General features: G+C 60.4%; 18 protein-coding genes. 9 read left to right on the top strand and 9 right to left on the bottom strand.

All coding sequences use genetic code 11. The annotated features are described in order from the left end of the window. Window positions 1-88: 88 nt before the first annotated feature. Together AACR93_RS14705 and prfC are read left to right on the top strand one after the other, a co-directional pair. Window positions 89-1,963: a tetratricopeptide repeat-containing diguanylate cyclase gene (locus tag AACR93_RS14705; RefSeq protein ID WP_043851150.1), complete on the top strand. Its 1,875-nt coding sequence runs from the start codon at window positions 89-91 to the stop codon at window positions 1,961-1,963. A gap of 280 nt (window positions 1,964-2,243) precedes the next feature. Further along, a complete protein-coding gene (gene prfC, locus AACR93_RS14700) occupies window positions 2,244-3,833 on the top strand; it encodes a peptide chain release factor 3 (protein WP_156152975.1) in 1,590 nt (529 codons plus the stop codon). Between the two features lie 95 nt (window positions 3,834-3,928). On the opposite strand, the gene AACR93_RS14695 is transcribed toward prfC, so the two are convergent. The 3 genes from AACR93_RS14695 to mdtH all read right to left on the bottom strand — a co-directional run bounded on the left by AACR93_RS14695 (window position 3,929) and on the right by mdtH (window position 6,638). After that, a complete protein-coding gene (locus tag AACR93_RS14695) occupies window positions 3,929-4,390 on the bottom strand; it encodes an acyltransferase (protein ID WP_043851148.1) in 462 nt (153 codons plus the stop codon). After that, window positions 4,387-5,313 (bottom strand): bifunctional helix-turn-helix transcriptional regulator/GNAT family N-acetyltransferase, encoded by a 927-nt coding sequence (locus AACR93_RS14690; RefSeq protein WP_082044124.1) that lies wholly within the window; start codon window positions 5,311-5,313, stop codon window positions 4,387-4,389. The genes AACR93_RS14695 and AACR93_RS14690 overlap by 4 nt, the downstream gene beginning before the upstream one ends. A gap of 128 nt (window positions 5,314-5,441) precedes the next feature. After that, window positions 5,442-6,638 (bottom strand): multidrug efflux MFS transporter MdtH, encoded by a 1,197-nt coding sequence (gene mdtH, locus AACR93_RS14685; protein ID WP_043851147.1) that lies wholly within the window; start codon window positions 6,636-6,638, stop codon window positions 5,442-5,444. Window positions 6,639-6,730: 92 nt separating this feature from the next. Here mdtH and AACR93_RS14680 point away from each other — a divergent pair, with 92 nt between their 5' ends. Next, complete coding sequence (locus AACR93_RS14680; protein WP_041209135.1) at window positions 6,731-7,624, top strand: LysR family transcriptional regulator; 894 nt, start codon at window positions 6,731-6,733, stop codon at window positions 7,622-7,624. Window positions 7,625-7,654: 30 nt separating this feature from the next. Here AACR93_RS14680 and AACR93_RS14675 read toward each other — a convergent pair whose 3' ends face one another. Continuing rightward, a complete protein-coding gene (locus tag AACR93_RS14675; RefSeq protein WP_042030666.1) occupies window positions 7,655-9,427 on the bottom strand; it encodes a M4 family metallopeptidase in 1,773 nt (590 codons plus the stop codon). Between the two features lie 351 nt (window positions 9,428-9,778). Here AACR93_RS14675 and AACR93_RS14670 point away from each other — a divergent pair, with 351 nt between their 5' ends. Together AACR93_RS14670 and rimJ are read left to right on the top strand one after the other, a co-directional pair. Continuing rightward, entirely contained in the window at window positions 9,779-10,333 is a 555-nt protein-coding gene (locus AACR93_RS14670; protein WP_043851146.1) for a GNAT family N-acetyltransferase, read from the top strand. Further along, window positions 10,333-10,884 (top strand): ribosomal protein S5-alanine N-acetyltransferase, encoded by a 552-nt coding sequence (gene rimJ, locus AACR93_RS14665; protein ID WP_043851145.1) that lies wholly within the window; start codon window positions 10,333-10,335, stop codon window positions 10,882-10,884. Before AACR93_RS14670 ends, rimJ begins: the two co-directional genes overlap by 1 nt. 62 nt (window positions 10,885-10,946) lie before the next feature. Here the strand turns inward: rimJ and AACR93_RS14660 are convergent, their stop codons facing one another. The 3 genes from AACR93_RS14660 to AACR93_RS14650 form a co-directional block, all read right to left on the bottom strand. Further along, window positions 10,947-11,195 (bottom strand): hypothetical protein, encoded by a 249-nt coding sequence (locus AACR93_RS14660; RefSeq protein ID WP_043851144.1) that lies wholly within the window; start codon window positions 11,193-11,195, stop codon window positions 10,947-10,949. A 308-nt stretch (window positions 11,196-11,503) separates the two neighbouring features. Beyond that, on the bottom strand, window positions 11,504-12,565 hold the full coding sequence (locus AACR93_RS14655) for an oxidoreductase (RefSeq protein WP_043851143.1): 1,062 nt from the start codon (window positions 12,563-12,565) through the stop codon (window positions 11,504-11,506). A gap of 79 nt (window positions 12,566-12,644) precedes the next feature. Next, window positions 12,645-13,808 carry a multidrug effflux MFS transporter gene (locus tag AACR93_RS14650; RefSeq protein WP_043851142.1) on the bottom strand — a complete coding sequence of 388 codons (1,164 nt, stop codon included), beginning with the start codon at window positions 13,806-13,808 and terminating at the stop codon, window positions 12,645-12,647. Window positions 13,809-14,043: 235 nt separating this feature from the next. Between AACR93_RS14650 and rdgB the strand changes: the two genes are divergently transcribed. Both rdgB and hemW read left to right on the top strand, forming a co-directional pair. Then, window positions 14,044-14,637 (top strand): RdgB/HAM1 family non-canonical purine NTP pyrophosphatase, encoded by a 594-nt coding sequence (gene rdgB / locus AACR93_RS14645; RefSeq protein WP_043851141.1) that lies wholly within the window; start codon window positions 14,044-14,046, stop codon window positions 14,635-14,637. Window positions 14,638-14,711: 74 nt separating this feature from the next. Then, window positions 14,712-15,857 carry a radical SAM family heme chaperone HemW gene (gene hemW, locus AACR93_RS14640; protein ID WP_043851140.1) on the top strand — a complete coding sequence of 382 codons (1,146 nt, stop codon included), beginning with the start codon at window positions 14,712-14,714 and terminating at the stop codon, window positions 15,855-15,857. A 117-nt stretch (window positions 15,858-15,974) separates the two neighbouring features. Here the strand turns inward: hemW and AACR93_RS14635 are convergent, their stop codons facing one another. Next, on the bottom strand, window positions 15,975-16,214 hold the full coding sequence (locus AACR93_RS14635) for an alternative ribosome-rescue factor A (protein ID WP_041209143.1): 240 nt from the start codon (window positions 16,212-16,214) through the stop codon (window positions 15,975-15,977). A 170-nt stretch (window positions 16,215-16,384) separates the two neighbouring features. Continuing rightward, window positions 16,385-16,837 carry a Zn(2+)-responsive transcriptional regulator gene (gene zntR, locus AACR93_RS14630; protein ID WP_041209144.1) on the bottom strand — a complete coding sequence of 151 codons (453 nt, stop codon included), beginning with the start codon at window positions 16,835-16,837 and terminating at the stop codon, window positions 16,385-16,387. 421 nt (window positions 16,838-17,258) lie between these two features. Here zntR and purH point away from each other — a divergent pair, with 421 nt between their 5' ends. Continuing rightward, complete coding sequence (gene purH / locus AACR93_RS14625) at window positions 17,259-18,851, top strand: bifunctional phosphoribosylaminoimidazolecarboxamide formyltransferase/IMP cyclohydrolase (RefSeq protein ID WP_043851139.1); 1,593 nt, start codon at window positions 17,259-17,261, stop codon at window positions 18,849-18,851. Between the two features lie 109 nt (window positions 18,852-18,960). After that, window positions 18,961-20,253 (top strand): phosphoribosylamine--glycine ligase, encoded by a 1,293-nt coding sequence (purD, locus tag AACR93_RS14620; protein WP_043851138.1) that lies wholly within the window; start codon window positions 18,961-18,963, stop codon window positions 20,251-20,253. Window positions 20,254-20,299: the final 46 nt, after the last annotated feature.

Here is a 20,299-nt window from a genome sequence, read left to right as displayed (position 1 = left end):
CCTGTCTGTGGTTGCTGTACGTTGTGGGATGAGCAGTTATGATGTGCTGCACAATGGCTGTGTTCTCTGACTGGAGAAGTGACCCCGCATGATACGTTTCCTCGCCCTGCTCTTGCTGACCGCGCTTTGCAGTAGCTCTGTATGGGCTGCCAGAGAGCCGCTTGCCGAGCCAAAACTCTCCCGAGAGCTGCAACAGCTGGAGGAGGGGAGCCACCCAGAGCGCATCTACCGGCTGCGGGTGGCCGCTCTTGCCGCCAACTATGATGTCTACCCGCCCGAGATACAGGGGCGCATCATGCGCCTCCAGTGCTGGGCCATGCCAGCCGAGCGGGATGGCGAATATCGCCGGGTGGTGGAGTTTGCCGACAAGGCACTGCTGCGAGCCCGTGAGCGCAAGGATGGCCTCACCGAGGCAGGCCTGCTCACCTGCCGCGGCTTTCATCAGCAGCTGCTGGGCAATATGAAGCAGGCCAAGGCCGATTACGAACAGGCGCTGCAACTGGCGCGCAATCTGGGGGATCGGTTGCAGGAGGCGGACATCCTCAGCCAGCGCGGTGACATGTATGCCTATCAGGGCAAGCTGGCGGAAGGGCTGCAAGAGCTGATGGAGGCGCACCGCGGTTATGAAGCTCTGGGACTGGATGGCAAGGCGCGGGAGACGTTGGGTCACATTGCCAATGCCTATCGCCGGATGGGGCTCTATGAGCGGGCAGAGGGCTACTTCAAGGAGCTGGAGAAGGAGTACGAAAAAGAGGGGGAGGAGGAGCGCCAGATCAGTATCATCTCCCAGCAGGGGGTGCTCTACAGCGAGATGGGGGAGTATGCGCGGGCGCGTCCGCTGCTGGAACAGGCGGAGCAGTTCTACCGGAAACAGCAGCAGGATGGCTTTCTAGCCTGGAGCCAGATTGAGCTGGCCACCATCCTCCACTATCAGGGCAAGGGCGATCAGGCCATGGCCAAGCTGCAGCAGGCCGAGGCGATTCTGCTCCGTAGTAGCGATATAGACAGCGTCACCCAGGGGCACTGGCGACTGGTGATGGGGATGGTGCTGGAGACGCAGGGCAAGCTATCCGAGGCGCTTGCCAGCCTTGCCAGAGCCGAGCCCATCTTCGTCAAAGAGAACAATCAGCGCTTTTTGACCCGGCTCTACGAGGTGCGTTCGCGGATCTTCGAGTCGAAGGGGCAGATTAAAGAGGCGCTGGCCAATCTGAAGCTCTATGTCAAAACCCGCACGGCGGTCGAGAAGGTGCTGATGGAACAGCGTACCCTGCAGATGCGCTTCGAGTTCGACATGGCACGCAAGGAGCTGGCCCACCAGACCCTCAAGACCAAACAGCTGTTGCAGGAGGCCGAACTCCAGCAACTGCGCGAGCGTCGCTACTGGCAGTATCTGGTGGTCTCGCTGCTGCTGGTGCTGATGGGGATCGCTGTCTTCTATCAGTATCGCCGCTCCCGCAAGATGCACCATCTGGCGATGACCGACGAACTGACCGGCATCCATAACCGCCGCCAGATCCAGAAGCTGGGGGAGGAGTCCTTTCAGCAGTCGCGAAGCAGTGGCAAGCCATTTAGCGTGCTGCTGCTCGATATCGATCACTTCAAACAGGTCAATGACCAGCTGGGCCATCATGTTGGCGACAGCGTGCTGGTGGCGGTCGCCAGCAGTGCCGAAGGGCAGCTGCGCTCGCTCGATCGGATAGGACGCAACGGTGGCGAGGAGTTTCTGGTGCTGCTGCCTGACACGGGTCTTGATGAGGCTGTCGAGGTGGCGGAGCGGATCCGTTATCACATCTCTTTGCTGAAGGTTGATGGCGTACCGGAAGGGCATGCCATCCATGTCAGTATCGGTTGTGCCGAGTTGAGCTCCCTCGACGAGACATTGAGCGACCTGATCAAGCGTGCTGATGGCGCCATGTATCGGGCCAAGCAGGCAGGACGCAATCTGGTGATGCGGGCAGAGTAGTTAGCCCGCATTCTCATCCATCCTCTGAGCGGATTATCCGGCTGCTGAATTCCCCAAGCCGGACTGGGTATTTTTCACCCGTGCGGGTATAATGTCGCGCAATTTTGCTTTGACTCAGGCGAGAAGACCCATGTAACGCAACCCTCTTCCTCTCACCACCGACAGACCCTATGTCTGCCCGAGTGGCCCGTTGCGTATTCATGCCGGACCGTGAGTCAATGCGGCATCCCGGAATTACTCCCACGGTGGCCAAGGCCGCCGCCCAATAGAAGAACGTTGAATTATGTCAGCTGAATTTCTGAGTGAAGTCTCCAAGAGACGCACTTTTGCGATCATTTCGCACCCGGATGCGGGTAAAACCACCATCACTGAAAAAGTCCTGCTGTTCGGACAGGCCATTCAGCGCGCCGGTACCGTGAAGGGCCGTGGCTCGGGCCAGCATGCCAAATCCGACTGGATGGAGATGGAGAAGCAGCGTGGTATCTCCATTACTACCTCGGTGATGCAGTTCCCCTATGCCGACTGTCTGGTCAACCTGCTTGACACCCCGGGTCACGAGGACTTCTCCGAAGATACCTACCGTACCCTGACGGCGGTCGACTGCTGCCTGATGGTCATCGACGCCGCCAAGGGTGTTGAAGACCGGACTCGCAAGCTGATGGAAGTGACCCGTCTGCGTGATACCCCCATCCTTACCTTCATGAACAAGCTGGACCGCGAAGTGCGCGATCCGATGGAAGTGATGGACGAGGTGGAGCGCGAGCTGAAGATCATGTGCGCCCCCATCACCTGGCCCATCGGCTGTGGCAAATCCTTCAAGGGTGTTTACCACCTCTACAAGGATGAGACCTATCTGTATCAGACCGGTCAGGGCCACACCATCCAGGAGAAGCGGGTGGTCAAGGGGCTGAACAACCCGGATCTGGATGCCGCCGTCGGCGAAGATCTGGCCCAGCAGCTGCGTGACGAGCTGGAGCTGGTGCAGGGCGCCTCTCCCGAGTTCGATCACGATGCCTTTATCGCTGGCGAGATGACCCCGGTCTTCTTCGGTACTGCGCTTGGCAACTTCGGTGTCGACCACATGCTGGATGGCCTGACCGACTGGGCGCCGGCGCCCATGCCGCGCAAGGCCGAGAGCCGTGAAGTGGTGGCGACCGAGGAGAAGTTCTCCGGCTTCGTGTTCAAGATCCAGGCAAACATGGATCCGAAACACCGCGACCGTATCGCCTTTATGCGTATCGTGTCAGGCACTTACAGCAAGGGCATGAAGATGCGCCATGTGCGTATCGGCAAGGATGTGAATATCTCCGACGCCGTGACCTTTATGGCTGGTGACCGTGAGCAGGCGGAAGACGCTTTCGCCGGCGACATCATAGGTCTGCATAACCACGGTACCATCCAGATCGGCGACACCTTCACTCAGGGTGAAGATCTCAAGTTCACCGGTATCCCGAACTTTGCACCGGAACTGTTCCGCCGCATCCGCCTGCGCGATCCGCTCAAGCAGAAGCAGCTGCTCAAGGGGCTGGTCCAGCTCTCCGAAGAGGGCGCGGTACAGGTGTTCCGTCCGCTGATCAGCAACGATCTCATCGTCGGTGCGGTCGGTGTGCTGCAGTTCGACGTGGTGGTTTCTCGTCTGAAGAGCGAGTACAACGTCGAGGCCATCTACGAGGCGGTCAACGTCTCCACCGCCCGCTGGGTGGAAGGGACTGACGTCAAGAAGTTCGAAGAGTTCAAGCGCAAGAACGAGGTCAACCTGGCCCTCGATGGTGGTGACAACCTCACCTACATCGCGCCGACCATGGTCAACCTGCGCCTGGCCCAGGAGCGTCACCCGGACGTCGAGTTCCGCCAGACTCGCGAGCACTGATAAGCGCTTGCCCGACCGGCAGACACGATAAAAAAAGACCCCGCTTCGGCGGGGTCTTTTTATTGGTGTACCAAGGTGTCGTCTGGCGTGGCCTCTCAAAAGGTGCGCAGCAAACGGGCCGGATTGCCGGCATAGGTGCCGGGGATCTCTATATCCCGGGTGACCACGGCTCCGGCACCGATGACGGCGCCCCGGCAGATGCGGACCGGCAAAATGGTGGCATTGGAACCGATGCAGACCTCATCCTCAATGACGGTTCGGCCCCAGTGGGCCGAGTCCGGATCGGGAGATCCCTGCTTGAAGAGATCGTTGGCAAACATCACCCCGTGACCGATAAAGCACCCTTCACCTATGGTGACGTGCTCGCAGATAAAGGTGTGCGACTGGACTCTGGTTGCGCGGCCGATGGTGACGTTGGCCTGCACTTCCACGAAGGGGCCGATAAAGACATCGTCCGCCAGAGTACAGCCGTAGAGATTGACGGGCTCAACCAGTTTCACCCGCTCGCCGAAACTGACATCGCAAATGCCAACGGTGTGTCGTGTCGGCTCATTCATAATGCGCCTCTCTGTTCCAGATCGAGCTGCATGCAGATTTCGCAATCCCCGTGGCCGGTGCAGCCAAGGGGGCCGGGCAGATGCTCAAACCCGAGGGATTCGTAGAGGCTGGTCGCCTCGCGCAGTACTTCGGTGGTCTCCAGATAGCAGCGCCGATAGCCAAGGGCGCGCGCCTCGTCCAGCGCCTGCAACACCAGCCGCTTGCCCAGACCCAGACCACGCAGGGCGGGCAGGAAGTACATCTTCTGCAATTCGCAGACTCCCTCTTCTCCAGCCAGCGGCGCTATGCCACCGCCACCGAGGATGGAACCATCCGGCCCCTCGATGACCCAGTAGCGGCTCGCCTCCTCCTGATAGGTTTGATAGAGCCTGTCCAGATTGGGATCCGAGACGCCATATCCCTTGTCGGCGGTGAGCCCGTACTCCGCCGAGACGGTGCGGATAACGGTCGCGATGTGGGGATTGTCTGCTTCTGTGATAGGGCGAATATGGTAGCCCTGCTGGCGGCGAGCGCGGGAGAGGGCGCTGCGGTAGAGCAGCATGCCGCTCCACAGCTGTTCGCGCTCGGATTGGCTCAGCTGCGCCAGCATCTCCTCCATGGCGTGATCCATCTCCCGATGCAGCGTCAGCAGCATCGCCTGACCTTCGGCTGTGAGGCGGGCCTCCTTGCTGCGGCCATCGGAGGGGTGGGGATGCCAGCTGATAAGGTCGCGTTCGGCCAGGCGGGCCAGCGGGCGGCTGGCATTGGATTTGTCGATACGCAGTTTCTCGGCCAGTTGCTGGTTGGTGGCCGGTGCGCTCTCCAGCTCGATCAGCAGGTGTGCTTCGATGGGAGTGAGTGCCAGCTGGCCACAGTGCTGGGAGAGCATGCCAAGTTCACGAACCAGATCGCGCGACAGGGCGCGCAGGGGACGGGGATCCATGTCGGGATTTCCTGTTTAGTTGTGCCTGACAACTAAAATAGTCAAAAAGTTGTAATGCGCAACTTTTTTATCGTTCCGGCGGACTAGCAATAGCGGCAGCCCCCGGGGCTGCCGCAGGGTAACGATCGTCAGGCTGCGGCTCTGGCGGCCAGTTCCGGACGGCGGGAGAAGCAGTGGGCAAGCAGCAGCATGGTGGCCACGCCCACCGTACCCAGCACCAGCCAGGGGAGGGCGGGTTGGCCCTGTTGCATCGCGTAATCGTAGAGCGAGCCACCCCCCACGTAACCGGTCATGCCACCGACGGCGAGGCCGAGCCGGCTAAAACCCATGTAGCTGCCCCGGGCTGCCGGATTGGCCAGCCGTGTCATCAGGGTCTCCCGGGCCGGTTCGCAGATGATGATCCCGAGGTAGAAGCAGGCCAGCAGCACGAAGAGGCCGGAGAGGGTGCTGACGAAAGCGACCAGACCTATCCCCACCGTCATCATCAGAATGCCTGCCAGCAGGCGATTCTCGAGGCGATAGCGCCGTTCGCTGAAACGGGCGATGGGGTAGAGCAGCGCCAGTGACAGCGCCGTTTCCAGGCTGTACATCCAGCCCACGGCGGTGGTGCTGCCGGATAGCTGTTTGACCAGAATGGGGAAGATCAGCATTACCTGTACCCAGAGCATGTAGTAGCCGCTTAAGATCAGCACCAGCCGGCAGAAGGCGCGATCCGCCAGCACCTTGCCCAATCCCTGGCGCATCGGCGTCGGCTTGATGGAGAGGCGATAGGCAGGTAGCAGGGTCCAGTTGCAGAGTGCCGCCAGCGTGAAAAGCCCGGCACCCAGCAGGCAGACGTAGGTGAAGTCAAAGCGCAGCAGCCAGCTGCCGAGCAGGGCGCCGGTGACGGCCCCTGCGCTCTCCAGCATCATCAGCAGGGAGATAAAACGGCCCCGTTCATGGGGACGGGTGAACTTGATTACCAGCGCGGCCCGGGGCGGGTCAAACAGGCAGCCGCCCAGTCCGGAGAGGAAGCAGGAGAAGATCAGCATAGCGCCGCTGTCGGCCCAGGCCAGCGTAGCGAAGCCGATGGCCCGCAGCAGCATGCCGGTGACGATGAGCGGGCGGGCGCCGAAACGGTCGGCCAGCGAACCGCCGAAAATTCCCAGCCCCTGCTGGGTCAGCTGGCGCAGCCCGAGCGCCAGCCCTACCAGACCGGCGGCCCAGCCGAGCTGGTCGACGAAACGCAGGCTGATCATTGGCATCACCACAAAGAAACCCAGGATCACCAGTGTGGTATCCAGCGCCAGAAACCAGCGTCCCCAAAACCTCGCCCTATCGACCATAACGCCCTCTCATTTACAGATAACTTCATTCTGGAGAGGGTTTAGATATAGTGGTAGACGACAACTACCTATATTTCATATCAGGATTATTTATGTCTATGGATCTGGACGATCTGCAACTGCTGCTGGATGTGGCCGAGCTGGGCAGTTTTAGTCAGGCCGCAGCCATCCGCGGCTGGTCACAACCACTGGTGAGCCAGCGGATTGCCCAGCTGGAGGTGAGCCTCGGTGCCCCGCTGTTTCAGCGTCATCGGCGCGGTGTGACGCCGACCCGTGCCTGCGAGGAGTTTCTCCCTGCCGCTCGCTCGGCGCTGGCCACCCTGAGTGAAGGACGGTTGGCACTACAGGGAGCACCGGCACTGCCCTGTATCCGTCTCTCCAGCCTTCCTTCGCTCACCTCGGTGGTGTTTGGCTCGCTGTTGATGGAGCTGGTGGACGAGCCGTTCGAGATCCGCTGCACCACGGATCACTCGGGCGACATCATGCAGGCGCTGCTGACCGGGGAGGCGGATATCGGCTTTGTGCTCAAACGCCCGCCGGTCTCCGGCCTGCAGATGGAGCTGCTCTGCTGCTCTCCCATCATCGCCATCGCCTCACCGCTCCATCCCCTGGCAGGCTGCCACGGCCTCACGTTGGAAGATATCGCCGATCAGCGGCTGGCCCCCCAGGTGTGGGGGCCGGGGTGTGATGCCTTCATTCAGCAGTTGCGGCGGATCCGCCGAGTTGCCAGCCCCATTCACGGCATACAACCGGCCAGTGCGGCGCGGGAACTGGCGCTGGAGCACGGCTTTATCACCTTGATGCCGGAGCTGGCGATTGCGCGGGATCTGGAGATGGGACGACTGATCAAGCTCGATGTGGTCAATTTGCCTCAGGATCACTGGGACGTCATGATGGCCTGGCGCGGTGGCAAGCGGCCCAATCCCGCCAGAGAGACGGTACTGGCCATGGCCCGGTCACTGGCCAAACGGTGGCGCAAGGAGTAAAGGGCGCGGGGCACTCCCCGCGCCAGAGGATCAGTAGCTGGCCTTGAGGGTCACGCCACTGAATGCAGCAAAGCCGGAGAGCTGGACGTACCAGGTACCTGCCTTGGGATTGGTGAACGAGCAGCTTTCGTTGTTACCGCCCTTGTAGGGACGGCAGTCGTAGCTGCTGCTGGTGGGGGCAGAGCCAAAGCGGACGTAGAGGTCGGCATCACCGGTGCCGCCGCTGCTGTTGATCTGCAGTGACTTGGTGCCCGCCGGTACGGTCAGGGTGTAGTTGAGCTTGCCCCCCTTGCTGGCGGAGAGATTGCTCAGCGGCACGCCGTTTTTCAGCTCGTTGTCGCTTGGTGGCGTCGTACCGCAGCTGGCATCGACCCCGACGGTCTGGAAGGCCCGTGCCACATCGGCCTTGTTGTAGCCCAGATCGGCAGTGGCCCGGCTGACGCCGCAGGCCCCTTGTTGGTAGTCGGTATTGGCGCCCCAGTAGAGGCGGTTGGCCAGCACGAACACCTCGAACGCCTTGCGGGTGTTCCAGCCGCTGCTGTTGGCCAGCAGGTAGAAGGCGCGGTTATAGACCCCAGAGCTGTGGTGCACGTCGATGCCGTCGTAGTAGTCGCTGGCATGTCCGATTGATTTGCCATCCCGGGTCGGATCCTCGAAGTAGCGCAGGGAGCCGTTGCCCTTGAAGATCTGCGCCCCGACCAGCCAGTCGTTGCTCCCCTTCATGTAGAACTCGGCCGCTTCCCCCGCCATGTCGGAGAAGGCCTCGTTGATCCCCCCGGACTGACCCGAGTAGACCAGCCCCGAGTTCTGTTCGGTAAAGCCGTGGCTCACCTCGTGGGCCGCCACGTCAAGGCTTACCAGCGGGTAGAAGGTGGTGGCCCCATCCCCGAAGGTCATCTGGCTGCCATCCCAGAAGGCGTTCTCGTAATTCTTGCTGTAGTGAACCCGCATCTTCAGCTTGAAGGTCAATGGCGCCGTGTTGTACCAGTTGCGGTACATGTCGAATACCACGTTGCCGAAGTAGTGGGCGTCGTTGAGCGGCGAGTAGGCGCCGTTGATCTCCTTGACCCGGTTCTCCGGGCAGGTGAACTGGTGGATGGTGCCGCCAGAGGTGGCGTGGTTGAGGTTGATGGTATCGACGTTGGGGCTGGTCATCCGGCAGTTGTCATCGACGATGAGCGGGCCAAAGTCGGTGCCATAGAAGTATTTGCCGGTCTTGATGTTGCCCCCCGGGCCGGTGGCATCCTTGTGGTTGATCCCCTCCCAGCGTTTGAGCTCCTCGCCGCTCTGGGCATCGAGGATGACGAAGGGGCGGCTCGGTTTGTCACCTTCCGCAACGAAGGAGACCTGATAGACCAGTCTGGCCAGACCGTTCTCGTCCTGCATCACGTAAAGCTTGATCTGCTCGTTGCTCCCCTTGCTGCCCGCCTTGGCCTTGCTGGCGGCATCCTGTGGCGAGAGGGTTGCGACCGGGCTCGCCACATCCTGATCAATCTGGCGCAGCATGCGCCCGGTGGCCTGCTGCAGCTGGCCGCTCAGGCTCTTGTCGGCCACCACGACCTGGCCCATTACCGGAATGCCGTTCCAGGTCTGCTCGTAACGGATCCGCTGTTGTCCGTTGGGCAGTTTGACTACCCGTACCTGACGAAACTCGCCATCTTCCAGCTGCAGTGTGCCGGAGCCGGCATTGAGCCCAGACATTGCTCTGGCGCTGCTTGCGTTAACGTTGATCTCGACTTCTTGTGCCGCCATGGCGGCACCTCCCCAACAGGCCAGTGCCACGGCCAGAAATACTTTATTCATCTCTTCTTTCCTTAAATCGATGATGTTGTTGAACCGACCCTTGGTCGGGCGTTTTCAAGCTAGTTCGGGGGGAAAAAAGTGCCTCCTGTCAGATGTGACAGCGCAGCACAGAGGGGTAGCAGGATCTGCTGAATGGCCCATTTTTGGCATCAAAAGGAGCCGTTCAAAGAGAGTTATCCGGTTTCAGAGAGCCACCCTCCTCTTTGGAGGGAGATAAATAGTTCTGGGCTGCCGCCTCTTCGTACCAAGAGGGGAAATGAGGAGGCGGCAAAAGTGGCTGGCGTGCCAAGTTGCGATTGGCTACATTGGGGCTGCCCCATGTTTTGGCGACTGATTTAAAAGGAGAATCCCATGTTTTCATGGCAGTTGGATGACGAGCTGGCGCTGCTCTTCTTGCAGCCAGACATGGCGAGCGAGCTGTTTGCCCTCTGCAATGACAACCGGGAGTACCTCTCCCAATGGCTGCCTTGGCCCCCTTTCATTTTGCGTTCAGCCGACAGCGCAACTTTTATCCGTCATGCCATCGAGAAGTTTGCCCGTGGCGAGGGGCTGACCACCGCCATCGAGTATCAGGGGGAGGTGGTTGGGGTCATTGGCTACAACAGCATCGATCACGATCTGGGCAAGGTGGTCATCGGCTACTGGCTGGCGGAGCGCTGGCAGGGCAACGGCATCATTACCCGGGCTTGTCATGCGCTGATCCATCACGCCTTTGAGGAGATGGGGATGGAGAAGGTGGAGATCACTGCCGCGACCGACAATGAGCCCAGCAGAGCCGTCTGCGAGCGGCTCGGGATGCAGCAGGAGGGGATTACCCGGCGCGCGGAGCGGCTGGGTTCCCGGGTCGTGGATCATGTTCACTACAGCCTGCTGCGCGACGAATGGCTCGGGCAGAGAGACTCCTGATGGCGTTGCCCCATATCAAAACCCCGCGGGCCCACCTGACGCTGCTGACCCCCGATCAGGCCCCGATGCTCCTCGATTTTTACCGGCGCAATCGCGACCACCTTACCCCGTGGGAGCCGCTGCGCGACGAGCATTTCTACACCCTTTCTTACTGGCATAACCGGCTGCAGGATAGCTACAGCCAGTTTTTCAACGGTACCGGCGTCAATCTGGTGGCACTCGATCCGGCGGGTGAGCGGGTGATCGCCACCTGCAACTTCAGCAACATAATGATGGGGATCTTCAAGGCGTGTCACCTCGGCTATGCCATCGACCGGCAGCATGAGGGGCAGGGGCTGATGCAGGAGATCCTGACTGCCGCCATCGACTATCTGTTTCGCGAGCAGGGACTGCATCGCATCATGGCCTGCTATATGCCCGCCAACCTGCGTAGCGGCGCCTTGCTGGAGCGACTCGGATTCGAGCGGGAGGGGTATGCGCGGGAGTATCTGATGATCAATGGCCGCTGGGAGGATCACATCCTCACCTCGCTGATTAATCCGGCGCCTTGAGCGGCAGATAAAAAAACGGGCCCGAAGTTGCCTTCGGACCCGCCTTCGAATGAGGTGCAGGCTTAGTTGGCCTTGGCATCGCTCACTGCAGCTTCAACCTTGGTAGCAGCCTTGTCAGCCGCTTTTTCTACGGTTGCAGTCGCTTCGGAAGCAGCTTTCTCTACGGTAGAGGTGGCTTCGCTAGCAGCTTTTTCTACAGTTGCAGCAACTTCGGCGGCCGGAGCAGCAGCAGGAGCGGCAGCTTTCTCTTCTTTCTGACCGCAAGCAGTCAACATCAGACCCAGGATACCGGCTACCAGTACTTTGTTCATGTGCATTCCCTCAAAAAAAGATGGAGAGATGGTCGAAACAACCATCACTGCGCCCACCTTGACCCGGAATAAAACAAGAGGCCGGGACTCAGGCAGGCGGGCGCAATATAGCCCCATTGGTTACCGATGAAAACGGATATCACAATGACATTTTTTCGTGCAGTGGATAAAAAGCGCCACTGCAACGACTGATATCAATACAAGATGCCGCTTATTTGCGGTTGATGCACAATAAACCACCAAGTTATTGATGTTGATTGGCAGTTTAAACGGTATCCATATCTGTCAGAGCGGCAACCTATACCGCGTTAGTCAGACAGCTTCTGACAGCTCAGCCGTTGCCCCAAGCGGTTGCTCTCGCGGGCAAGGTCCAGCAGTGCCATCACCGCCAACGCTTCCGTGGCGGGTACCGGGTTATCTCCCTCACCTCTGATGGCGGCACAGACACCGCGGTAGTAGGCGCCGTAATCCCCCCCTTCGCCGGTCAGGCTCTGTTGCTGCAATTGGCCATCCACGATACGACTGAGCTGACCGGGTTCGCTATCCAGCCCCCAATCCGCTGCAGGTGGCCGCTTGCCCAGCTTGAGCTGATCTTCCTGTACATCCATACCGAATTTGACGAACGAGCCCTGACTGCCGTGAATGACAAAGCGGGGCATGGTGGCCGATACCAGACAGCTGCCATGCAGGATCACTCGCATCTCGCCAGACCGTTCACCATAGCCCAGCACCACATGGAAGTAGTCATCAGCCAGGGCGCCGGGGCGCTGTCCGGCAAGGTCTGCCTGCAGCCAGTCCGGTTGGCCGAACAGCTGTAGCGCCTGATCCAGCACATGGGGGCCGAGATCGAACCAGAGTCCGGAACCCGGGCCACCCGCTTCGCGCCAGCGCTGGCGCACTTCGGGGCGATAGCGATCGAAGTGCGACTCGAACTGGGCGATCTGCCCCAGTATCCCCTCGGCAATCAAACGGCGCACGGTAAGGAAATCCCCGTCCCAACGGCGGTTGTGGAAGATGCTGAGCAGTCGCTGCTGCTTTTCGGCCAACTCGACCAGTTCTGCCGCTTCGGCCAGATCCAGTGCAAACGGCTTGTCGATCACCACATGTTTGCCTGCCAGCAGCGCCTGACGGGCCAGAGGAGCGTGGGTATCGTTGGGGGTTGCGATCACCACCAGATCGACTGTCTCATCGCTCAGCACTTCTTCCAGTGAACCGACCCGGCAGCCGGGCAGATCGGCCTGCACCTTGGCGGCATCGCGGCTCACCACCCAACTCAGGGACAAGCCCGGGGTGGTGGAGAGGAAAGGGGCGTGGAAGGTCTTGCCTGCAAAGCCATAGCCCACTAGGGCGGCGTTGAGAGAGTGGCTCATCAGTGTTCTCCGCTGACGTCGAGTGACAAATGAGAAGGGGGCCCATGGCCCCCTGAGTGTGCCCATCAGAGCACAGGATTTATTGCAAACACAAGCGGCGTCCGCGGCGTGTCATCAGCATCACCAGCGGTGGCAGCAGCAGCCACATATGCAGTGCCAGCTGGCTGAGCGGGTCGTGCATCAGGGCGCCGGTCAGGCCAACCAGTGCACCGGAGCCGCTCATCTGGAACAGGCCGAGCAGGGCGGCGGCGGTACCGGCGCAGTGGCCGAATGGTGCCAGCGCCATCCCGGCGGCCGAACCCAGGATCATGGCAAAGCCGATGCTGGAGAGGAATACCGGTCCCATCATTGCCAGCGGATGTTCGATGTGCATCGCGAGGGTCAGGGCGATGGCCGAGAGCATCAGTACCAGCAGGCCGATACGCAGGGTGCGTCTTGGCCCCACTTTGGCAATAAAGCGCGGGGCCATGAAACAGGCCAGAATGTTGAGCGCAGCGTTGGCGGTAAACCAGTAGCTAAAGCCGCTCATATCCAGCCCCAGCTTCACCATCAGTTGTACCGGCGCAGCGGTGACGTAGGCGAGGATCACCGCCATCGCCAGCATGCACAGCGCCGCGTTGAACAGGAAGCTGGGGGAGCGTAGTACCGGGCTGTAGCGCGACCAGCTGATGAGGGCCCCTTCGCTGCGGGTCTCCTCCGGGCGGGTCTCCGGCATCCGCCACAGCAGCCAGCTGCCGACGATGACCGCATAACCGGCCATAAACCAGAAGTTGGCCGACCAGCCCGCCTTGGCTGTGAGCCAGCCACCGAGCAGGGGGGCCAGGGCCGGGATAAAGCAGATGGCGCCATTGAGATAGGAGATCATCTGGCCGCTCTTTTTCGGGCCATAGCTGTCACGTACCACCGAGAAGGCGGCGACCGAGGTGGCGCAGGCGCCAAAGCCCTGCAGTACTCGCGCCAGCATCAATTCGCCGAGGCTGGCGGCGAAACCGGCCCCCAGCGCGCTCAGACCGTAGAGCAGCACGCCGCCCAGAGCAACCGGTTTGCGGCCATAGCGGTCGGCCAGCGGACCGACCAGCAGTTGTCCCAGCCCCATGCTGAACAGGAACCAGGTGATGGTGCCCTGCATCAGGGTCACTTCCGCCTCGAGCTGTTCGGCCATCTGCGGAATGGCGGGCAGGTAGATGTCGATGGCCAACGGGCTGAACAGCACCAGCAGTACGAGTAAAAGAATCAATGGCATCTGTCACCTCTCTATCAGCCGGAATTGAATTGGTGCGCGAGTCTACTGGCTCAAAGTAATGAATAGAAATGGTATTTAATCACTTCGGTTATTCCTCTGCGGAAACATGTATCAAAAAGCGCTCTATTGAAAGGGGGATAACTCCCGCTCAAGCCATGGCAGCAGCTGTAATTGGCGCTTTTACTAAACGCTTGCGCCGCATAGAATGCGCTGATTATTTTTGCGGAGGTGCTCGATGAACAAGCTTGTCCTGGCAACAGGTAACCAGAAAAAGGTGAAGGAGTTGGCCGCCATGCTGGCCGACATGAAGATCCAGGTGATCCCGCAGAGCGAGTTTGCTGTCTCCGATGCCGACGAGACCGGCACCACCTTCGTTGAAAACGCCATCATCAAGGCGCGCCACGCCGCCCGCATCACCGGCCTGCCCGCGGTTGCCGATGACTCCGGTCTGGAAGTGGATCTGCTGCAGGGTCGTCCCGGGGTCTACTCCGCCCGCTTTGCCGGTCAGGGTGCCGGTGACAAGGCCAATATCGAGAAGCTGCTGGCTGAGCTCAAAGGTGCGCCCGATTATCTCAAGAGCGCCCGCTTCTGGTGTGTGCTGGTCTATATGCGCCACGCCGACGATCCCACCCCCATCATCTGTCAGGCAAGCTGGGAAGGGATGATCATCGACGAGCAGCGCGGTCAGCATGGTTTTGGCTATGACCCCGTCTTCTTCGTGCCGGACCACGACTGCACCGCGGCCCAGATGCAGGCCGAGCTGAAGAACCAGCTGAGCCACCGTGCCCAGGCGCTGGCCAAACTGAAAGCGGCGCTGGCGGCTCACTGAGTTAAGCCCCCACCGCCCATCGCATATTGTCATCTACAATGGGGGCCTTGAGCCCCCGTTTTATTGGAACGTCCATGCTGCAACTGCCGCCGCTCTCTCTCTATATTCATGTGCCCTGGTGCGTCCAGAAGTGCCCTTACTGTGACTTCAACTCCCATGCCCAGAAAGGGGAGTTGCCTCACCTCGAATATGTCGCCGCCCTGCTGGAGGATCTGGATCAGGATCTGAAGTGGGCCCAGGGGCGACCGCTCTCCTCGATCTTTATCGGCGGCGGCACCCCCAGCCTGCTGACGGTCGAGGCGATGCAAACCCTGCTGGACGGGGTACGGGCCCGCATTCCGCTCACTACAGATTGCGAGATCACCATGGAGGCCAACCCAGGCACGGTGGAGGCGGACAAGTTCGCCGGTTTCCAGCGCGCTGGCATCAACCGTATCTCCATCGGCGTGCAGAGCTTCCAGCAGGAGAAGCTGACCCGGCTCGGCCGCATTCACGGCCCGGAAGAGGCGCGCAAAGCCGCTGCACTGGCCCATGCCATCAAGTTGCCCACCTTCAATCTGGATCTGATGCACGGTCTGCCGGATCAGAGTCTGGATGACGCCCTTTATGACCTGCAGCAGGCTATCGACTGCGCGCCGCCGCACCTCTCCTGGTATCAGCTCACCATAGAGCCGAACACGGCGTTTGCCTCCAAACCTCCCACACTGCCGGAAGATGACACCCTGTGGGACATCTACGAACAGGGCCACGCCATGCTCACCGCCAGTGGTTATCGCCAGTACGAGATCTCGGCTTACGCCAAAGAGGGCTATCAGTGCAGTCACAACCTCAACTACTGGCGCTTTGGCGACTACCTGGGGATTGGTTGCGGTGCCCACGGCAAAGTGACCGATCTCGCGGATCAGCAGATCCTGCGCACTGCCAAGGTGAAGCATCCGAAAGGGTATCTGGACAAGAGCCGCCCCTATCTGGACGAGCAGTGGCAGGTGACGGCAGACGATCTACCGCTCGAATACTTTATGAACCGCTTCCGCCTGTTTGAACCGGCCCCCAAGGCGGAGTTCGAGGCCTATACCGGCTTGCCACTGGAGCGGGTGGAGACGGTGCTGACCATTGCCCAGAGCAAGGAGCTGATCGACGATCTGGGCGACAGCTGGCAGCTTACCACCCTCGGTCATCGCTATCTCAACGTGCTGCTCGAACTGTTTATGGATGAGTAAGCGTCCTGTTGAGTCGCGCTTTTGAGGCGGTGAGTTGGCGTTGCCAAATCGCTTCTTCTGTCAAAACAATCAGGGCGCCATTGGCGCCCTGATTGTTTATGGTCGGTAGAAACCCGCTCAGCAGCAGACGCGGATCATCTGCTGTTGGCCGGGCTCCCACCGCTTGCCAAATTTGGCCTTGCGCTGGTAACTCCCCTTGCCCTTCTTGTTGCGCTCGACCCGGCTGCGAAACAGCGGATCGGAGAGCAGGGCGTGCAGATGGTTATCCTTTATCTCGCCGCGCTGATGGGCATAGTTGCCCCCTTGCGCATCTTCCTCACGGGGGAGGGCGGGTTGGTCGACCCGAATCTTGGCCATAATGGCTCCTCTTCTTGCTCTTGCTGTGTTGACTCTTGTGTCTGGATGGCGGTTTTCGCAGCTGGCGCCTCTTCAGATGAGTGCCCGGTAACCGGATGCACTGGCACCGGTTAAAAACGCGGCGAGTTTGTCACCAAATCGCCGCTGGTGCAATGAGCGGGCTGGTGCCGTCAGCCAACGTGGTCATGCTCATCGTGGTTATGATGCTCGTGATGAGCGGGAGCTCCCGACTCCAGAGTCTCCAGAATGGCGCAGTGCTCCGCCGAGCGCGGCCCGCCGCAGCAGATATTGGAGAGCTCGCGCAGGTTGTCGCGAAAGCGGGTCAGTTCGATGATCTTCTGCTCCACTTGGGCCAGCTTGGTGTCAGCTACCGCTTTTACCTCCTGACAGGTGACTTTGGCCTTGTTGGTATCGAGATCGAGCAGCTCGCCGATATCTGCAAGGGAGAAGCCCACCGACTTGGCGCGAATGATGAACTCCAGCCGTCGCTTGTCCTGCTCACTGTAGAGACGGTAGCCGGATTCGTTACGGATCCCCGGCGAGATGAGCCCGTTCTTCTCGTAAAAACGCAGGGTATCTGCCTTGACCCCGCACGCCTTGGCCAGTTCACCGATCCGGTACATGCCCTTTTCTCCCCTTGGATATGCGACTCAACAAAACCGGAACCCACTATCACCCCTTTGCCGGACGATTGCCAGCCAAGGGCATAAAAGGGGCAGACAAAAGTTGGTTTGGCCGCTCTTTTGCCATAAAACCCTTAAATGGCAAACGTTTGGCAAAAATCAAGTGGCAAACGTTTAACGCCGCGCCACACAAGGGTTTTGCTATTTAAAAAATCCACCACCCGTCACATTTTTTGTGTAGAATACGCGCCCATAAGAGAGCGCCGCACCAAGCGGGCATTTCTTAAAGCACTTTTGCCGTTGTCAGGCCTGTGGCGAGAGTGGTTTGCGAAATCCCCCCACTTCCATTTATTTGGGGACTCTCTGTGTTGAGCCTCGCCTCCCATGGAACGGTCCCCGTTATGTTGAGGACGATAGTGTGATGGAACAAGCTCGACCCATTCGCCGTGCACTGCTGAGTGTGTCTGACAAAACCGGCATTCTGGAATTTGCCAAGGCACTCAACGAACGCGGCGTCGCCCTGCTCTCTACTGGCGGTACTGCCAAGTTGCTCGGCGAGGCGGGTCTGCCGGTGACCGAGGTCTCCGACTACACGGGTTTCCCTGAAATGATGGATGGCCGGGTCAAGACCCTGCATCCCAAGGTTCATGGCGGCATTCTCGGCCGTCGGGATCAGGATGACGCCATCATGGCCCAGCACGCTATCTCCCCCATCGACATGGTTGTCGTCAACCTCTACCCCTTTGCTGCTACCGTTGCCAAAGCGGGCTGCACTTTGGCCGATGCGGTCGAGAACATCGACATCGGCGGCCCGACCATGGTGCGCTCTGCGGCTAAAAACCACAAAGATGTCGCCATCGTCGTCAAAGCCGCCGACTACGATCGCGTTATTCGCGAAATGGATGCCAACGGTAACAGCCTGAAACTGGCAACCCGTTTCGATCTGGCCATCGCCGCCTTCGAGCACACCGCCGCCTACGACGGCATGATCGCCAACTACTTCGGCACCATGGTTCCTTCCTACGGTGACAACAAGGAAGCTGACGAGGAGTCCCGCTTCCCGCGCACCTTCAACAGCCAGTTCATCAAGAAGCAGGACATGCGCTACGGCGAGAACAGTCATCAGGCTGCTGCTTTCTACGCCGAAGAGCATGCCGCGCCGGGTTCCGTCTCCAGCGCGGTTCAGCTGCAAGGCAAGGCGCTCTCCTACAACAACATCGCCGACACCGATGCGGCGCTGGAGTGCGTCAAAGAGTTCGATGAGCCGGCCTGCGTCATCGTCAAGCATGCCAATCCCTGCGGCGTGGCCGTCGGTAACGACCTGCTGAGTGCCTACGATCGCGCTTACCAAACCGATCCCACCTCTGCTTTTGGCGGCATCATCGCCTTCAACCGTGAGCTGGATGGCGCCACTGCCGCTGCCATCGTTGCCCGCCAGTTTGTTGAGGTGATCATCGCCCCGACTGTCAGCCAGGAGGCCCGCGCTGCGGTCGCCGCCAAGCAGAACGTGCGTCTGCTTGAATGCGGTCAGTGGACTGCTCCGGCGCAAGGGTTTGACCTCAAGCGCGTCAACGGCGGCCTGCTGGTGCAGGAGCGGGATCTCGGCATGGTGACGCTTGGTGACCTGACCGTGGTCAGCAAGCGCCAGCCGACCGAGGCCGAGCTGCAAGATCTGCTGTTTTGCTGGAAAGTGGCCAAGTTCGTTAAATCCAACGCCATCGTCTACGCCAAAGATGGCCAAACCATCGGCGTTGGCGCCGGCCAGATGAGCCGCGTCTATTCGGCCAAGATTGCCGGTATCAAGGCGGCAGATGAAGGGCTGACCGTGGCGGGCTCCGTCATGGCATCCGATGCCTTCTTCCCGTTCCGCGACGGCATCGATGCCGCCGCCGCCGCCGGTATCTCCTGCGTGATCCAGCCGGGTGGCTCGATGCGCGATCAGGAGGTGATCGACGCCGCCGACGAGCACGGCATGTGCATGGTATTCACCAACATGCGTCACTTCCGTCACTGATGGATCAGGGCCGCCACGGGCGGCCCTTTTGTTGTCTCTTTTCCACTGACTATTGCGACCGGCTTCCCTCTGGCGGAAGCCTGTGACCCACATAGAAGCGAGCGATACGATGAAAGTACTGATCATTGGCAATGGTGGCCGCGAACACGCCCTGGCCTGGAAAGCCAAGCAATCCCCTCTGGTGACCCGGGTCTTCGTCGCCCCCGGCAATGCCGGCACCGCGCACGAAGGGAGCATCGAGAACGTGGCCATCGCTGCTACCGATATCCCGGCTCTGCTGGCGTTTGCCAAGGAGCAGCGCATCGGTCTGACCATCGTTGGCCCGGAAGCGCCGCTGGTGAAAGGGGTGGTCGATGCCTTCCGTGCCGAGGGGCTGGCCATTTTCGGTCCGACCGCGGCTTCTGCCCAGCTGGAGGGCTCCAAGGCCTTTGCCAAGGATTTCCTAGCCCGTCACGCCATCCCGACTGCCGAGTACCAGAACTTCACCGAGGTTGAGCCAGCGCTGGCTTATCTACGCGAGAAGGGGGCGCCCATCGTCATCAAGGCCGATGGTCTGGCCGCAGGCAAGGGGGTGATCGTAGCGATGACCCTGACCGAGGCCGAAGAGGCCGTGCGCGACATGCTCTCCGGCAATGCTTTTGGCGACGCCGGTGCTCGGGTGGTGATCGAGGAGTTTTTGGAAGGAGAAGAGGCGAGCTTCATCGTCATGGTCGATGGCGAGCATGTGCTGCCGATGGCGACCAGTCAGGATCACAAGCGGGTAGGGGATGGCGATACCGGTCTCAATACCGGCGGTATGGGCGCCTATTCGCCGGCGCCAGTGGTGACTGATGAAGTACACCGCAAGGTGATGGAGCAGGTGATTATGCCGACCGTGCGAGGCATGGCGGCCGAGGGCAACGTCTACACCGGTTTCCTCTACGCTGGCCTGATGATCGACGGTCAGGGCAATCCCAAGGTGATCGAATTCAACTGCCGTTTCGGCGATCCCGAGACCCAGCCCATCATGCTGCGGATGCGCTCCGATCTGGTGGAACTCTGTCTGGCCGCCTGTGCCGGCAAGCTGGATCAGGTAGAAGCGAATTATGACCCCCGCGTAGCCATTGGTGTGGTGCTGGCTGCTGGCGGTTATCCCGGCGACTACCAGCAGGGCAAGGCCATCAGCGGCCTGCCGGTGGAAGAGGCGAGCGGCGAGAAGGTATTCCACGCGGGTACCCGCCTTGAGGGCGATACCGTAGTGACCGCCGGTGGCCGGGTGTTGTGCGCCACCGCGCTGGGCCACACTGTGGCTGAAGCACAGCAGCGCGCCTATCAGCTGGCTGCCCGGATCCAGTGGGATGGTGTCTTCTATCGCAATGACATCGGCTGGCGCGCCATCGAGCGTGAACAGCAGGCTGGTTGATGGCCGATACCCACAGTGACAAGCCCCGCCAATGGCGGGGGTTTTT

Origin of the sequence: Aeromonas sp. L_1B5_3, assembly GCF_963866575.1 — a bacterium.
In the GTDB taxonomy this organism is placed as follows: Bacteria; Pseudomonadota; Gammaproteobacteria; order Enterobacterales; family Aeromonadaceae; genus Aeromonas; species Aeromonas jandaei.
Note: the sequence above shows the minus strand (reverse complement) of the source record. Positions and strands in the feature narration are given on the sequence as shown.

Bases quoted from the DNA above. Each gene is read 5' to 3' on its own strand.
- AACR93_RS14705 (WP_043851150.1), top strand. From the start codon at position 89: ATGATACGTTTCCTCGCCCTGCTCTTGCTGACCGCGCTTTGCAGTAGC.
- AACR93_RS14650 (WP_043851142.1), bottom strand. From the start codon at position 13,808: ATGCCATTGATTCTTTTACTCGTACTGCTGGTGCTGTTCAGCCCGTTG.
- AACR93_RS14690 (WP_082044124.1), bottom strand. From the start codon at position 5,313: ATGGATCCCCGTCCCCTGCGCGCCCTGTCGCGCGATCTGGTTCGTGAA.
- AACR93_RS14660 (WP_043851144.1), bottom strand. From the start codon at position 11,195: ATGAACAAAGTACTGGTAGCCGGTATCCTGGGTCTGATGTTGACTGCT.
- AACR93_RS14635 (WP_041209143.1), bottom strand. From the start codon at position 16,214: ATGGCCAAGATTCGGGTCGACCAACCCGCCCTCCCCCGTGAGGAAGAT.
- rdgB (WP_043851141.1), top strand. From the start codon at position 14,044: ATGAACAAGCTTGTCCTGGCAACAGGTAACCAGAAAAAGGTGAAGGAG.
- mdtH (WP_043851147.1), bottom strand. From the start codon at position 6,638: ATGGTCGATAGGGCGAGGTTTTGGGGACGCTGGTTTCTGGCGCTGGAT.
- AACR93_RS14695 (WP_043851148.1), bottom strand. From the start codon at position 4,390: ATGAATGAGCCGACACGACACACCGTTGGCATTTGCGATGTCAGTTTC.
- AACR93_RS14680 (WP_041209135.1), top strand. From the start codon at position 6,731: ATGTCTATGGATCTGGACGATCTGCAACTGCTGCTGGATGTGGCCGAG.
- purD (WP_043851138.1), top strand. From the start codon at position 18,961: ATGAAAGTACTGATCATTGGCAATGGTGGCCGCGAACACGCCCTGGCC.
- AACR93_RS14675 (WP_042030666.1), bottom strand. From the start codon at position 9,427: ATGAATAAAGTATTTCTGGCCGTGGCACTGGCCTGTTGGGGAGGTGCC.
- zntR (WP_041209144.1), bottom strand. From the start codon at position 16,837: ATGTACCGGATCGGTGAACTGGCCAAGGCGTGCGGGGTCAAGGCAGAT.
- AACR93_RS14670 (WP_043851146.1), top strand. From the start codon at position 9,779: ATGTTTTCATGGCAGTTGGATGACGAGCTGGCGCTGCTCTTCTTGCAG.
- hemW (WP_043851140.1), top strand. From the start codon at position 14,712: ATGCTGCAACTGCCGCCGCTCTCTCTCTATATTCATGTGCCCTGGTGC.
- rimJ (WP_043851145.1), top strand. From the start codon at position 10,333: ATGGCGTTGCCCCATATCAAAACCCCGCGGGCCCACCTGACGCTGCTG.
- purH (WP_043851139.1), top strand. From the start codon at position 17,259: ATGGAACAAGCTCGACCCATTCGCCGTGCACTGCTGAGTGTGTCTGAC.
- AACR93_RS14655 (WP_043851143.1), bottom strand. From the start codon at position 12,565: ATGAGCCACTCTCTCAACGCCGCCCTAGTGGGCTATGGCTTTGCAGGC.